Source organism: Parachryseolinea silvisoli (genome assembly GCF_021190955.1).
In the GTDB taxonomy this organism is placed as follows: domain Bacteria; phylum Bacteroidota; class Bacteroidia; order Cytophagales; family Cyclobacteriaceae; genus Ohtaekwangia; species Ohtaekwangia silvisoli.
Map to the genome: position 1 here is coordinate 700,049 of NZ_JAIOAO010000001.1, position 14,566 is coordinate 714,614.

The window sequence follows — 14,566 nt, forward strand, 5'->3', positions numbered from 1 at the left end:
AAATTTAGATAAAAATCTCGCAATGAAAAATGAAGAGGCCACTAGAAATCGGTATGATAGGCTTATCAAATTCATTGAATCTATAATAAATATTACTTTTGATGCCAAAAAATTCGGTCGCTTGAACGCCTTGTAAAAATGCCAAATGAAAATTCTGATACTTACGATATTTGCTCTTCTGACAGTAAGCCTTTACGGACAAAGTAAGGAGGACTTAATTCTAACACAGGAACAAAACGACAGGTGGTTTGAGGCATTTGACCAGCTCACCCTACAGAATCAGGTAGAGTTTCTGAACAACAGACTCCTGGCAGACACAAACATTTTTGTGAAGGCCACTTTTGATAGGCATAAAACTGATCCATTGAACGGCAGACAAGTCGGATTTTGCAAACCAATCATCGTGGCAGGAGGAGTCAGAATATCAATTGAGAATAGAACCAAGCCGAAAGACGTTCGGCGCCTGACATCGATTTTGACTCCAAAAACAGTTGAGAGAATAGACGTATTGAAAGGCGACGACGCTTTCGCCCTTTGGGGTTCACGAGGAATTTGTAAGGCGATAATCATTTCGGTCAACGGTAGACACACAAAAAGAAAACTTAAAAAATTAGCGAAAGACATTTATCGATTGTCGGATAACTAGGGCAGATCGAGGCACTAGCGGGGCACATCATGTGGACACCTGCCTATCATGAGGCCAATCTCCAGGCTGGCATGGCACATTTTATGATCACATGTTAGTCACTTGTTGAATCACTTTTGACAGATGGTTTTGAATCAAATTTCGTTATTTTGAAAAAATGGAATTTTGGGGTCCCAGGGAGGGGTGAGGAGTTGCGAGACGGGTCGGAGCCAGGACGAAAAAAAGGCATGCTTCGCCGGGGATCCTTCGAGTCTGCCACAGGGTTCCTCCATAGATGTTCCACAGATGAACCACGGATGATCTACGCTTTATAGGAGTAGGACATGGCTGGGTCAAGCCTGAAATCAGGAAGTCAAGAGCCCAGGTTACATTGGCATTATAAGGCCACCCCGCGGACACGGTATTAGTATTGCTTACTGGCGGGTCTGGCGCAAGGTATCAGCCCTGTCTGCCGGGCGGCCCGTCTATTTGTTTCTTTCATACAGAATGAACATCGATTTTAAAATAAAATAAATATACCTTAGCCACATTCTATTTATACTACAAAAGTATAGTATACTATACAGACTAAAATTAATTGCGACTGAAAGCGCAGTGGCACGCTGACGAACCATATGACAAAAGGAATCTACCTCGAAGTAAAGCTCAAAGATTTTCTCCAGTCCCTGTTTGAAGACCTCGGATTTCCCGTGTTGGAGGCCCGGCAACAGACGTCGGGCACACAAAATGGGTTTGACATCCGGATCACCTTCTTAGATGCCTCCGGGAAAAAGCGGGAGTTTTATGTTGAATGTAAAGATTACACCACTCCCCTCCCCTGGAACGAGCTGCTCCGAAAAATCCACGAGCTTTATGCCTCTGGCCATCCCGCCGACGGGTTCATCGGTATCTCCCCGCGCCGCAACCTGAGTAATATCAATGCCAACGTACAGCATACGCTTCCCAAGCTGGTGAAATTCCCGGTACGTTTCTGGACACCCGATGCGCAGGTAAAAGAATATCTATCGCTCGATAAAACACTCTTCCAGGAAATCTATTCCGAAGCACCACCCGATGTCGATCCCGAGAAGATAAAGCAGAAGTTGCAATGGGTTATTCGCGGCATGCTGCGAGAGCGAGATGACTTTCTCTAGGGCACTGCCTTCCCGAAAGACCTGACCCTAAAAATTCCCAAGATTCATACAGACGATATCGTTGGCCGTACCGACGAATTGCATGCCTTACACCGGGCCTTGTTTCAAAATAAGCAGGTTGTTCTGGTCAATGGCCTGGGAGGTATTGGCAAAACGACACTGGCGCAAGGATATCTCAGTACGTACTACCAGGACTATCAGCATGTTGCCTGGATCACACAGGTCGGCACGGACATTACTCAGAACATTGTCCAGGATGAGGGGCTTCTCCGCAGCCTGGCTGTTTCGCGGGGCGGAAAGGATACCCTGCAACTATTTCAAGAGATTCTGTACAAGTTCAAAACGGTACCCGGCAAACCCAATCTGCTGGTATTGGACAATGCCGACGGCACCCTGGCAAATCTGAGAGATATGCTTCCCGGACAACCCGATTGGCATCTGTTGGTGACGTCGCGCGAACGGATCGAAGGGTTTATGGTACAAGAGATTGGGTTCCTGTCGCCGGATGCAGCACTAACGTTGTTTAAGAAACATTGTAGCCGTATAAACGAAGATGCCAAGATCTGCGGGCTGCTGGAAGCCGTAGACTACCACACATTAACCTTGGAGATACTGGCGAAGACGGCGCAGCTCCAGCGCGTCGACATCGAAACGTTGAAGTCGGCGATCGGGCAAGACCTGCGCGCAAACGTCTATGTGGCGCACAAAGGCGATACAGTGGATCATGTTCGGTCGTATCTGTCTTCCCTTTTCACGCTCAGCCAGTTAACCGAAAAGGAGGTATGGCTTATTAAATATTTCGCCTGCCTGCCGGCGGAGTATCATTCGTATGCAACATTGTGTGAATTGATAGCCCCGGAGAAAAGCCGGCAGGAGGCTTTTTTCTCAGAGACACTGAAGGGCCTGTCTGATCAGGGCTGGTTGTTGTATAATGCGGAGACCGACAGCTACAAGATGCATCGCATCATTACCGAAGTAGCCGTTAAAAAGTTACCCATTACCTTAGCCGATGTCGAATCGCTTGTGGACAGCGTCTCTGTCCGGTTACAATTCAATCAATTTGAGGAGAGCCCCGTCGAGAAGTTTCCCTGGATTCCTTTTGGAAAGATTCTGACAGATACTTTTTCGGATGACATGTCTGCGAAAACAGCTCATTTGCAGCTCTATCTCGCGATGGTCCTTCATGAGTATGGAGATTATGTCGGGGCAAAGACCGTGGCAGGACAGGCCGTTGCCACCTTTGAATGCCTGGGCGAGGACGTCGACTTCTATCGCACGCAGAGCTACGCATGCCTAGGAAACATACTTCGATCATTGGGTGATTATACCGGAGCGATCCGTTGGCTCGAAAAGGCCATCGTTCTGGAAGAGCAATATGTAGGAATGAACGACCCCCTTCTCTCAAAAGAATATTCAAGCCTGGCCATGATATTCTACGACCTTGGAAAATATTCAACTGCCAAACGATTGCTCGAAAAGTGTGTGCGCTCGGCAGAAAGGGAGTTTGGAGAAGAGCATACCGTTACGGCCAATCGGTATTCCAAGCTGGGCGGCGTGCTCTTGGAAATGGGTGATCATTCCGGTGCCCAGGCATTATTTGAAAAGGCCCTCCATGCAGGAGAAAAACACCTTGGGCCTGATCACCCCGACTTAGCGACACAATATTCAGATATCGCTGTAACACTTCAGAATCGTGGCGACTATTCCGGTGCAATCGAGTTATTCGAAAAGATAGTTGTGTCTACCGAAATGAATTTTGGTTCCGATCACCCCACGATGGCGCGCCATCTTTCTAACCTGGCCTCGGCACGCCGGGATACCGGGAATTACAGCGAGGCCAAGACATTATACGAAAGGGCTCTCGGGGTAGCCGAGCGCTGTCGCGGTATTGATCATCCGGATACCGCACCATACTACTCCAACCTGGGCACATTACTGCATGCCATGGGCGACTACGCCAACGCTAAAAAATTGCTTGAGAAAGCTGTATTTATAGGAGAACGTATTCAGGGACGCGATCATCCTTCCCTGGCCAATAGCATCGCCAACCTGGCATCGCTACTACAAACACAGGGCGAGTATGCCAAGGCACAAAAACTATATAAAAAGGCAATACAATTGAGTGAAAAAAAGTTGGGTATCGATCATCCTCACACCGCCATACTATACTCCAACTTAAGTTCCGCACTGGCAGAAGTATTTGATTTTATACAGGCAAAGGAATTACTTGAAAAAGCTATTCGTTCTGACGAAAAAAACTTTGGCACAGATCATATCATTACAACGCTGAAGTATGCCAATTTGGCCACGTTGCTTCATGAAATCGGCGACTATGAAACAGCCCAGCCGTTACTGGAAAGAGTAGTAAGATCCAGTGAAAAAATCTTTGGGGAGGCTCATCCGAATGTTGCGATACATTATTCCAACCTGGGATTATTTCTTCTTCACCGTGAGGACTATACCGGCGCAAAGGCGTTGCTTGAAAAGGCGGTGGCATCCGATGAACAAAGTCTGGGGGAAGATCATCCTATTACGGCGGAGAAGTATTCCAGATTAAGCATGGTGCTCGATAGGCTGGGCGATCGTGCCGGTGCAAGTCATTTGCAGGAGAAAGCTATCCGCATAAAGACGAAACATTTAGGTGAAAACCATCTTACGATCGTTGAGGATTATCTCATCTATGCCCGCACGCTCCTGGCCATGAATGATTCCGCCGGCGCCAGATCCTTCATCGAGAAGGCCACACGCATCTATTTTAAACACGGCCCTAAGAATCTTTCGGGCCTGGCACTTGACGATCAACAGCGTGATGCCATCCTTGCAATGCTTGCGGTCATTGATGAACAAGATCTTAACGCCATATTCGCCGGGCTTAACATTGCCAAAACAGGTCGGGCGAACCCAAATCGTTCCAATACTGTACTTCCGCCGGCGCCGCAACCCATGAAAAAGCACGACGGGATTTCAGCACCAAACGTCACACGGATGGAAGAGGATTGGGAAGGGCTGGACATGATCGATAAAACGGCTCTTTCCTGGCTGAATAAAGAATCGGGCGCATTATCGCTACTCGGCGAACAGACGACCACAAAAGCCACGCTGAAGAAGACAATGAAGTTTATCGAGCGGAAATTTGGTACGGACGAAAAAGCTATCGTGTGGCATTACACTAATCTCGCCGAAGACCTTTTTAACGCTCAAAACTTTGAGTGTGCAAAAGAGGTCCTCAAAAGAGTTATCGCGCTCTATGAAAAACAATGCCTCACCCAAGACAACCGAATTGTAGTTGCCTATAATCTGTTGTCGCTCGTATTGTTCATGACCGGTGATTATCACGAGGCTATGGATCTCTTTGAGAAAATGATTATCTCCCACAAGGAGCATACCACTGAAACCATTCAACATTATGCACAATTAGCGGATCTATTAAAAAAAACAGGGGATCATGCCGGCGCGAAAACAGTGCGAAAAAAGGTCCAGTGGGCCAAACAACATGCCAGGCGCCAGCGGAATAATTAACTGTATAGAATAAGATCAATCATAAAAGATGTAATCTTTTAATGAGTAACAAATTTAAAAAAACATCCCCTACTTGGAGGCCGTGAAAGAAGATGAACTCCTGGCGGCCCTCCAAACGCGCATTGGATTAAAGATCACCACCCTTCGTAAAGAAAAGGGATACACCAGCCACGAGGACTTTGCTCACGAGCACGACATCCCGCGCATGCAATACTGGCGGATTGAGAAAGGTAAGACCAACCTGACCCTACGCACCCTTACCAAAATACTGCTTATCCATGGACTGACCATCGAGCAGTTCTTCGCCTCCCTGCCGAAAGAATCCCGTAAGACAGCACGCTCAACCAAAGAATGCCCCTAAGCGCGGCAGCCCGTTCCAGTGCGATTTCATTCGTCCGAGTGTATCTTTATCAGGTCCAGGTAATCCAGCGTCCGGGTTCGCATCGTATCGGTTTGTAAAAAACGCTTTAGCATATCGTGGTGTGTATGGATGAACAAATGCTCGGTATCCTCCAGGTAGTATGTCAGAATTTGCGGCTTCGTGATTTTCGATTTTTCGTACACGCCGCGGAACGTTTTGGATTCCTCATGCCAGGTATATCTAACGAGGGTGGAGTCGTGTATAAAAACGGGACTTTCGGGTCCATCGGAGAATGCCTGGCTATAGACCATCTTCAAGGTCAGCGGATTGGTCTTCTGTACCGTCGATTTCAACGTAAAGATGCGCGCGCCCCAGGGAAACTGCTGGTTAGCTTCGGCAAGCTCATTCAATACGGGAATGAGCTTACCGCCATCGTATTTGTAAAAGCAATAGTTAAACCACCATATGCCAGACCCGCTTCGGTAATTTTCCTTGTAATAGATTACTGTTTTTCCGTCCCGGTCTTTATAGTGATCGACTTGAAGACCGTAGCGGTGGTAAATATGATGTTTGGCGACTATTCTGTTACCGGAGAAAAAGAATACGTCGCAATCCCAACCGCCATCTCCCAGCGGACAAATGGCAAACTCGTGAAAGTTAGATTCCCGCGTATCAAAAGGGATAAATTGTAAGGGTAATGCGCCCTGTTCCAGGTAGGCACTATCGCCCGCGATGTCGCCGAATATTCTTTTGGCTAAGGCTATGTCCAGCATGCCGGTTTTGCAACCGTTCTTCAACAGCGCAAAGTCTTTCGCGCGAATCGTTTTATCCCATGGCGTCCGGTTTCTGAATACCGAGTCGGTCGTGAATGCCGCATTCTTCATCCAACGAACGGGAGAAAGATCTCCAATGCTGTCGAGATAGGTCTCCAACAGGCGATCGTTATATGATCGTTTCCGATTTTCTTCCGGTGCAGAAGTCGGGGTACGCTGCGGGTTTTCCGGCGAGCGCGTGACTGCCGGCGACACCTGTGGTGTAGCGTTGTCTGCTTTCTCCGGATGACCGCAACCCAGTAAGATTATAAGCGCGCCTATATAAAGTGAGTTCCTCATTTTACTTTCAGTCCATGAACCGATATGGTCCTGAAAGAACGCAACTTTGACGATTTATTATCTTGAAGCGATCGAAAATCTCTGTTTACTCAGCCTTCGTATCCCAATAGGATCTATCAGCGCCCGGGGAACTACAAGCGCCCTGTCATGACCAAGCGCTCACCCAAAAAATGACCTCCCCAGCTGCTGCTCAGGAATGTCATGCCGTGCGCGCTGCACAGGCGCGGTCATTTCACGTTTCAGGGATTCATTCACGCGTACAATGGCCTCGCAAAAGTGGTTCCGGATAACATCATCAGGCATGTCCATCGACCGGCTCATTTCTTCGCTGGTACAGCCCGTGAGGCCGAAGTGGAAGATCATGGCCTGGCCGGGTGACAGGTTGCCCAGGATCTTTCGGAAGACACCTTTGTAGTGCCCGCTGTCGAGCCTGTGGGCGAGCTGGCGGACGACGGTTGCACGGCGCCCGGCTTCATCGTCCGGAAAGGCCCCCACAAAGGTCTGGCTGGCAAAATACTTGAGCGCGACCAGCGCGTAGTCGCGGGAGCTGGCGGCCATAAAGTCGCGTAACAAGGCATAGCGGGTGAGCCGCGCGCGGTTAGACCACACCGACGCAAAAACCTGCTGCGCAACACACTCGGCGTAGTACCGCGACCCCGTCTCTTTCCGGAGAAAATGATACAGCGTGTCCCAGCATTGTTCATAGATCTGTCGAAAGGCGTCGTGATCGCCCTGCGACATGCGTTTGACTGCTTGTTCTGAAATCTTCATAATAACATCGGTTATACATTCAACCCACGTAGGGCTAGCCCGGTATAGGCTATACATACATCACCGGCGTGCGGGAACCGGCTTTCCTACGATGCTATAAATGTAGAATACCGTAGCGCAGGAGATTACCTGGTAAAAGATGTTTCGTTCGTGATACAACCATTTCAAAAAAAAACCGCTTCATGTGCTCGCGAATCTCCGCGCCATCACCCGGTCGATCATCAGCGCATCCCATGCGATATGTCCAAACCAGGGAAGAAACAGTTAAAATATGTTAATTTTGGAAATTAAAACGGCCCTTCCGGATGATGGAGAATCCGTTTCGATCATTACTACGAATTAATAAATATGTTATTCTACCGAACCTTCATCAGCATTTTCCTGACCTTTTTTGCAATCGCAGCTTCCGCTCAACAATCCTCGTTAAGCGAGCAAGCGAAAACCAACAAACGTCTGCTGCCTAAGTACGGCAACCAGCCAAAAACATCGCAGGAGCTGGAAGCAGACAAAAGTTTCATAGAATCGACCCTTGCATCGCCAGAGTTTAAGGGCGACCGCCGAATGGCATCTAATTATTTTATCGGCCGTGGCTTTGACTATATCTATAAGCGGGACGCCAAAACAGCAATGTACCGCTTCAACCAGGCTTACCTGCTGGACTCCACCAACACAGACATCTATTGGGGTTACGGTGCCTTTTACATGACCGACAACAACCTCACGGCGGCCCGTCAACAGTATGAGGCCGGCCTTAAACGCGCCCCAAACAGTTCCCACCTCTTAACGGACTATGCTACTACCTATCTCGCCGAATACCAGCGTTTAACCAGCGAAGGCAAAACGCAGGAGGCTGCGTCGGCCATGAAGAGCGCCATAATCAATTTGGAAAAATCCTATGCTGCCGACAGCAAGGACCAGAACACTCTTTTCAAGCTTTCCGTATGCCATTTTCTGAAAGGCGACTGCTCATCGGCACGGAAATATTACGATACCTGCAAGACGCTCGGTGGAAAACCTATTACGCAGGAATTCACGGATGCGCTACAACTGCAGTGTCCGCCAAATAAGTAAGCCACAGAGTGTGCTGGCTCCAAATCGAAAGAATAAAAAATACCCGCAATTTCCGCGCTTACAAAAAACGCCGCTTCAGCTGAAGCGGCGTTTTGATGTTATACCAGGTTGTTTACTACATCAGATCTTATGCTTGATCTGCGCAACCAGGTGCTGGAACTTCTCATTCTCGCGAATCGCCGGATTCCACGCAAACCCCATCTCAATAAGATCCAGGGTCTCCGTAATGGTCGCGCCTTCCTTGTCCTTTTGCCGGGCCAGGATAAACGCCGTATCCGAAATAGCCAGCGAGTTCTCCACATCGTGGCTGACGATCACCAGCGTATTCAGCTCGTCGAGTGTCGAGATCTTTAGCAGCAGCTCGATTACCCGGTCGATCATCAACGCATCCAGTCCGGAAAACGGCTCGTCCAGCAAGATAAATTTGTTGCCGGTTAGCACCTGCTGGATAATGCTTGCCCGCTGGCGTTGTCCGCCGGAAAGCTGCAGGGGATATTTCTTCAGGTGCTCCGCCAGGTCGAACTTCGTAGCGTAATCGTTGATCAACGCATCCTTCTCTTTATCATTCAGCGTAATGCTGCTGTGCTGCATCGCCAGCCGCAGGTTGTCGAACACCGTGCGGTGGTTGAAGAGTATATAGTTCTGCGCCACAATGCCGACCTGTCCGGCTTTCACCGGCTGTTGCTCCAGTCCCACCAGCACGGTGCCGGTATTGGGTTGGATCAGGCCCGCCAGGATCTTGAACAGCTGGGTCTTGCCGATGCCGCTGCGGCCGATGAGCGAAACCACCTGGCCCTGGCTCAGTCCGGGGCGAACAATGTTGTGGATCGCAAAGTTGATATCCCGTAAGATCTGCTTGTCATAGGAAAGATTGACATCCTTTACCTGGATGAGCACTTCATTTTTGGAGTATGACGTCATTTCTTCACCTGGATTTTAGTATACGGGAACAGCCAGTGGCGCAGGTTGCGCAACAGGAAGTCAAAGAAAATACCGAGCGCGAAAATGATCACCAGGATGCCGAACACCGTGCCGAGGTCTATATATTTATTCGACTTGATCAGCATGGTACCCAGGCCGCCTTCCGACATGCTCAAACCTTCCACCATCGTGATCATCATCCACGCGATGGCAAAGTTCTGGCGCATCACTTCAAACACCTGGTCCAGCCGGCCAATGATGACCACCTCCCACAGCGTCTGCCAGTTGTTCATGCGCAGCGTTTTGCACAGCTCATATTCCTGCACATTGATGGCCTCGATGATGGCCAGCAGCGACGTGACAAAGAACGGCACGATGCCGAAGATCAGCAGGCTGAGCTTCAGCTGGTGACCGTCCTGCGTGAGCAGCGTGAACAGGAAGATCAACCCCGTCAGGGTTAAATACCGGCACTTGACAATAAACTTGGCGATCGGCGCAAACACCGGTATCAGCGACAGATAGCTGACGAGCAGCGCCAGCACGATCGAGATGCCCATGCCGGTAAAGGTCAGGGTCAGGCTGCTGAACAGGTTATCGACAAAGTACGAAGACGTCACAATCGCGACAACCGACGTCAGGATTTTCGAGGGCACCGGGATCAGCCCGTTCTGCCCCACGATCTCCCACAGCAACAGGGCCAGGAAGGCCTCCACCACAATTAAGATGATGGAGGTCCGGCCTTTTATTTGTGTTAATGGACTGAATATCGTTTTGAGTAGCTCCATGAATGGTTATGCGTTATTCACCCAGTACAATCTGTACGCGGCGGTTTTGCGCGCGGCCCGCGGCCGTGGTATTGGGAGCGATCGGGGTGTTCTGCCCCAGACCTTTCGACTCGATCCGTTCCGTCACGAGCCCTTTGCTGATCAGGTAGCTTTTCACCGAGTTTGCGCGGTCTTCCGACAGGCGCTGGTTTGACTGCGGGTCGCCCACGTTGTCCGTGTGACCATATACACCCACCTTCAAACCTTCGGCAACGACCGAGCTCTCCAGGATTTCATCCAGCAGCTTGTACGATGCCGGCTTGATCACGGCACTGCCGGTCTCGAACTGGATCTGGTAGGATTTAGACGACACCTCGCTGGTGATCTCGTCGGAATACGTCACGGCCAGGGCCTTGCCTTCCATCAGCTCGCTGTGATTGGCGATGACCGACATCAGGAACGACTTGTCCACTACCTGCGCGTAGGGCGGATAGGTTGCCATGTATTCCGGGTACATCTTCGACAGGATGTCGCCGAACGTTGTGTATACAATTTTATAGCGGTCTATACCGTCCTTGCCCAGACCGAACATATTCGCGGCATCGCGCAGGTTGAAAGCCATCGAGCCGCCGAGGGCCACGTTCAGACCTTGCACGTCTTTTTCGGTCACGCCGTTGTAATACTTCAGCCAGTACGCGGCATCCTGCTCGTTATATACTTTGGCCGAGATTTTCGCAGCAAATGTTTTTGCTTCGGTAAACGAACGCACCTGGTCGCCCGCCTCGCTCAACGACATGATCAGGTTCTCGATGTCGGTGCGGTGGTCGTATGCGAACTTCTTGATGGTGATCGTGATGTTCGGCATTTGCGACGAATATTGTTTGGTGTTGGCGATGGTCACCAGGCCACCCTTTTGCCTGGCGATGTTTACGTCGCCGGGCGTCCAGGTCGATACGGCGTCTACGCCGACCGTTATCTCTTCGCTTACTTTCTTACCGTCTTTGATCAGCTTGCGCTTCTCCTGGTAGCCGGTGATGTATTTGTTACACGCGTCGAGGAAGTCGTTCGCCGCAATGATGTTGATGGCATCTTTGTCGTATGTCGTCTCATCGGGGTTCACGCGCAGGTTGTTGTCGCCGGCCCACTTCAGCAGGATGTTCATGTCGCCGTCGCGCAGCACGCACGACACCGTCTTGCCCAACGCGTTCTTCGGGTCTTTCTTCCAGTCTACCGGGCCCATCAGCTGGTCTTCACCATACGACTTACCCATGGCATAAAACGCGATCGGCTGGTACTCCGGACCGAGCGGCTCCAGCTCCTTCGCCAGCGAGGCAAAGAACGCGGGCATACCGTCGCCCATGAACGATGCAAACACACCGGGAGTCTCGGGATTGTTTTTATAATCCTGCGCGAACTTCACGATGTCCGCCAGCGACTTGAAACAGTCGTCCTGGCGTTGAACGTCCACCTGCAGCTTCGCTTTGTCCAGCAAAGAGCCTTTGGTGGTCTGTGCGCCACCGTTGGCATACATCAGCGGAAACTGCGAGTTCCACGCCATGATCTTCCACACGATCTTGGTACCGCCGTTGACGGACTGCTCTTCCGACGGCAGTGGCTTCATGGCCGCGTTACCGACCAGCGACGCTTCCGGCGCATCCGGCAGCGCTACTTTTCCAATTTCCTGTGATTGCTTCGCTTCCTGCGGGCGCTTGTCCCACCAGTATATTTTTGCGGCAAAGATCGCCCCCAGGACCAGGAGGATCATCACAATTTTACCCGAGGTTTTTACTTTAACGGCCATATAAGTATTAAAAGGTTAGAGATGTAGAGTTAGAGATATAGGGGTTGGCGTACTTATCGTAAAAGATCACCATAGTCGGTGGACGAGGACGAACCTGTACCCGACGAGCGTGTGGGATGGGCCGAAGAGCTCACGAGCTTCATTCCGCTGTCGGGATTGAAGCTGTCCAGCATTTTCAGGCCTTCCTTTTCGTACGTGGCATTGTCCAGGTCGATCGATTTCATAAAGTCCGACGAGTAGCTGATGGCCTTCTTCATGTTGGCCAGCTTGCTGGCAATGTCTTCTTTCAGGTACTCCATCGACTGCTCCACCATGAGCTTCTTCTCGGGGTCGCCCTTGAAGATCTTCAGCGCCGACGTGAGGGCTTTGTTACCCGAGGTAACGGACTTATACAAGTCCTTCTTCAGCTCCAGCTCGTTCTTCGCATCCTCGATGAGGTAGGCGCTGTTCTTGTGGATCTTGGTGAGGTAGTCGCCAATGCGCGACAGGTTGTCGTGAATCGGTGAAAGTTGTTTGATATACTCATTCAACCGTCCGATCTGCCGCGTGGCGTTGCCGAGCTCGGGCATCATGTCGCGCTCTTTGGCCACCTGCGCCTTGCTCATCAGCTTGCTGATCTCGGCCTCTTTCTCACGAATCTTGGCGTGGATCTTTTCCTTCTGCGCGTCGACGTCGGTCGCCTGCTTGTAGAGCTTCTCGCGCTCCTCCTGCATGTCGTTGATATAGTCTTCGGCAATGATGAACGGATCGAGCTCGATCACAACGCCCACGAGTTTCTTCATGAGGATCTCATAGAAATAAAAAAGGCTCAGGCGGAATTTCCGGTGCGTAACGCAATACAGGAAAACGCCGAGACATGCCAGGGCGATGCCGAAGTTCAGCGTATTCCAGACAATGCTGGTCAGGATAGGCAACACATAGTAGCCGATCGCAGCCAGTATACCGAGTCCGGCAAGGGTGCCGAATTTACCGCCGGGTCTTTGCCAGTAGGATTTTAATTGCTGTTGCGTATCGGTCGGGAAAATCTGTGTCTCCATAGCTTATAGCGTTGTCTGTATTTTCGTTATATCTTCTGTAATCTTTTGAATCATGGCGTCGCACGCCAGCACATAGCCTTGCTTGTTCCGGGCCAGCTTATGCTCCTCTTCCGTAATGACAGCCTTCAGGCTGCCCATCGACACCTGCGCTTCGGAGATCTCTTTGGTCAGTCGCTGGATGGTCTCGGCATGTTGCTTCACGGTCTCCTCCAGCTTCTGCAGATCTTTCCGCTTCTGACCGATCTCGCGCTCGCTTTTATCGTTGACCGTTTTCTCAAACTGTACCTTGTCCTGTCCCACCATTTTTTTGTACGCGTTGGCGGTTTCCACGAGCTTGTCTTTCGTCAACCCCTGGATGGCCAGTGACGCATACGTTGCGGCAAAGCGCGCGTTCTCGTCCTTGATGTGCGCCTCGAGCGTCTCGGTCATTTTCATGAACTCATAGTAGTCCGGTCCGGGCAGGTTGGCCTGGTCGAATAACTTCTCGAAGTGCTTTTCGAACTTGTCCAGCTCCTCGCCGTTGAGTACCTGGCTCGGGGCTACCCGGTTCGGAATCGGCGGTGGCGTAGAAGACGAAGACTGGGGTGAGGATTTCTGCGGCTCTTCTTCGAATTCAACGAAGAGGCTCATAGCTTTTTTGAAAATGCCGGCCATAGCTTTTCTAATGGTTTAAGGATGAAGAGGTAAAGTTTGCGCTAATTGGGTTTTTAAGCTGCCAAATATAGCGAATATAAGAGTCAAAACGGGGCACTTCCCGCACCGGGGGGCACGCGACTGGGTTTGTTCCGAAAATACGGTATTTCTGGCCCTTTTGAAGGATTTCAGTAGGACTGGGCCGGGGGATTGCTGCTCATTTTTGCGATTGCATGGGATTGAGAGATTAAACGGAAGCTTCCCAAAATGGATGCAAAATCCCGAAAAAATATATAGCGGGCCGAAATGCACACGTTGGCTGAAAAACTTACATATAAACCGGGCTGGAATAGCCGCGTAGGGGCTACACGCCACTGCCGCTGCTATATATACTCCCGACAGCCGGCGCGCCACGACGCGCTACCCGAGCTTCTCCTGATAAGTAGCTTCATCAAAGCCAAGGGCAACGACCTGCCCATCCACTTCAATCAACGGGCGCTTGATGACACTTGTTTTTTCCATCATCAGGGCAATGGCGGCCTTCTCGCTGGTCACGCCGGCCTGCGTGGCAGGGTCCAGCTGGCGCCAGGTCATGCCGCGCTTGTTCACCAGGCTCTCCCACCCTACCTGCTGGCTCCAGGCCTTGAGCTTGGCGGCCGTGACGCCCTGGGTTTTATAGTCATGGAAATCGTATTCGACCTTATGCTTTTTCAGCCAGTCAAGGGCATTTTTAACGGTATTGCAATTTTTAATTCCGTAGACGGTCATGGCAGGAGCAAAAATGTTTGTAGTTTTTA

General features: G+C 50.5%; 13 protein-coding genes. 5 read left to right on the forward strand and 8 right to left on the reverse strand.

From position 1 onward, the window contains the following. The first annotated feature begins 145 nt into the window (after positions 1–145). The 4 genes from K7P01_RS02945 (at position 146) to K7P01_RS02960 (ending at position 5,659) form a co-directional block, all read left to right on the forward strand. Positions 146–646: a hypothetical protein gene (locus K7P01_RS02945; protein WP_267289657.1), complete on the forward strand. Its 501-nt coding sequence runs from the start codon at positions 146–148 to the stop codon at positions 644–646. A 614-nt stretch (positions 647–1,260) separates the two neighbouring features. Further along, a complete protein-coding gene (locus tag K7P01_RS02950) occupies positions 1,261–1,779 on the forward strand; it encodes a hypothetical protein (protein WP_267289659.1) in 519 nt (172 codons plus the stop codon). 78 nt (positions 1,780–1,857) lie between these two features. Further along, positions 1,858–5,298, forward strand: a complete 3,441-nt coding sequence (locus K7P01_RS02955) for a tetratricopeptide repeat protein (protein ID WP_267289661.1) — start codon at positions 1,858–1,860, stop codon at positions 5,296–5,298. A gap of 82 nt (positions 5,299–5,380) precedes the next feature. Beyond that, complete coding sequence (locus K7P01_RS02960) at positions 5,381–5,659, forward strand: helix-turn-helix domain-containing protein (protein ID WP_267289663.1); 279 nt, start codon at positions 5,381–5,383, stop codon at positions 5,657–5,659. A 26-nt stretch (positions 5,660–5,685) separates the two neighbouring features. Here K7P01_RS02960 and K7P01_RS02965 read toward each other — a convergent pair whose 3' ends face one another. Continuing rightward, the gene (locus K7P01_RS02965; RefSeq protein WP_267289665.1) at positions 5,686–6,771 is read right to left on the reverse strand and encodes a hypothetical protein; all 1,086 of its coding nucleotides are present in this window, start codon (positions 6,769–6,771) and stop codon (positions 5,686–5,688) included. Between the two features lie 159 nt (positions 6,772–6,930). Further along, positions 6,931–7,542, reverse strand: a complete 612-nt coding sequence (locus K7P01_RS02970; RefSeq protein ID WP_267289667.1) for an RNA polymerase sigma factor — start codon at positions 7,540–7,542, stop codon at positions 6,931–6,933. 348 nt (positions 7,543–7,890) lie between these two features. Between K7P01_RS02970 and K7P01_RS02975 the strand changes: the two genes are divergently transcribed. Further along, entirely contained in the window at positions 7,891–8,613 is a 723-nt protein-coding gene (locus tag K7P01_RS02975; RefSeq protein WP_267289669.1) for a tetratricopeptide repeat protein, read from the forward strand. A gap of 120 nt (positions 8,614–8,733) precedes the next feature. On the opposite strand, the gene K7P01_RS02980 is transcribed toward K7P01_RS02975, so the two are convergent. From K7P01_RS02980 to K7P01_RS03005, 6 genes are all read right to left on the reverse strand, one after another. Then, on the reverse strand, positions 8,734–9,534 hold the full coding sequence (locus K7P01_RS02980) for an ATP-binding cassette domain-containing protein (RefSeq protein ID WP_267289671.1): 801 nt from the start codon (positions 9,532–9,534) through the stop codon (positions 8,734–8,736). Beyond that, positions 9,531–10,319 carry an ABC transporter permease gene (locus K7P01_RS02985; protein ID WP_267289673.1) on the reverse strand — a complete coding sequence of 263 codons (789 nt, stop codon included), beginning with the start codon at positions 10,317–10,319 and terminating at the stop codon, positions 9,531–9,533. Before K7P01_RS02985 ends, K7P01_RS02980 begins: the two co-directional genes overlap by 4 nt. A 13-nt stretch (positions 10,320–10,332) precedes the next feature. Continuing rightward, the gene (locus K7P01_RS02990; RefSeq protein ID WP_267289675.1) at positions 10,333–12,099 is read right to left on the reverse strand and encodes an OmpA family protein; all 1,767 of its coding nucleotides are present in this window, start codon (positions 12,097–12,099) and stop codon (positions 10,333–10,335) included. Between the two features lie 53 nt (positions 12,100–12,152). Beyond that, complete coding sequence (locus tag K7P01_RS02995) at positions 12,153–13,136, reverse strand: coiled-coil domain-containing protein (RefSeq protein WP_267289677.1); 984 nt, start codon at positions 13,134–13,136, stop codon at positions 12,153–12,155. A gap of 3 nt (positions 13,137–13,139) precedes the next feature. Beyond that, the gene (locus tag K7P01_RS03000) at positions 13,140–13,766 is read right to left on the reverse strand and encodes a DUF4047 domain-containing protein (RefSeq protein ID WP_267289679.1); all 627 of its coding nucleotides are present in this window, start codon (positions 13,764–13,766) and stop codon (positions 13,140–13,142) included. A 423-nt stretch (positions 13,767–14,189) separates the two neighbouring features. Then, positions 14,190–14,537, reverse strand: coding sequence for an ArsC family reductase (locus tag K7P01_RS03005; protein WP_267289681.1), 348 nt, complete (start codon positions 14,535–14,537; stop codon positions 14,190–14,192). Positions 14,538–14,566 lie beyond the last annotated feature (29 nt).

Bases quoted from the DNA above. Each gene is read 5' to 3' on its own strand.
- K7P01_RS03005 (WP_267289681.1), bottom strand. From the start codon at position 14,537: ATGACCGTCTACGGAATTAAAAATTGCAATACCGTTAAAAATGCCCTT.
- K7P01_RS02965 (WP_267289665.1), bottom strand. From the start codon at position 6,771: ATGAGGAACTCACTTTATATAGGCGCGCTTATAATCTTACTGGGTTGC.
- K7P01_RS02980 (WP_267289671.1), bottom strand. From the start codon at position 9,534: ATGACGTCATACTCCAAAAATGAAGTGCTCATCCAGGTAAAGGATGTC.
- K7P01_RS02945 (WP_267289657.1), top strand. From the start codon at position 146: ATGAAAATTCTGATACTTACGATATTTGCTCTTCTGACAGTAAGCCTT.
- K7P01_RS02950 (WP_267289659.1), top strand. From the start codon at position 1,261: ATGACAAAAGGAATCTACCTCGAAGTAAAGCTCAAAGATTTTCTCCAG.
- K7P01_RS02985 (WP_267289673.1), bottom strand. From the start codon at position 10,319: ATGGAGCTACTCAAAACGATATTCAGTCCATTAACACAAATAAAAGGC.
- K7P01_RS02975 (WP_267289669.1), top strand. From the start codon at position 7,891: ATGTTATTCTACCGAACCTTCATCAGCATTTTCCTGACCTTTTTTGCA.
- K7P01_RS02995 (WP_267289677.1), bottom strand. From the start codon at position 13,136: ATGGAGACACAGATTTTCCCGACCGATACGCAACAGCAATTAAAATCC.
- K7P01_RS03000 (WP_267289679.1), bottom strand. From the start codon at position 13,766: ATGAGCCTCTTCGTTGAATTCGAAGAAGAGCCGCAGAAATCCTCACCC.
- K7P01_RS02990 (WP_267289675.1), bottom strand. From the start codon at position 12,099: ATGGCCGTTAAAGTAAAAACCTCGGGTAAAATTGTGATGATCCTCCTG.
- K7P01_RS02970 (WP_267289667.1), bottom strand. From the start codon at position 7,542: ATGAAGATTTCAGAACAAGCAGTCAAACGCATGTCGCAGGGCGATCAC.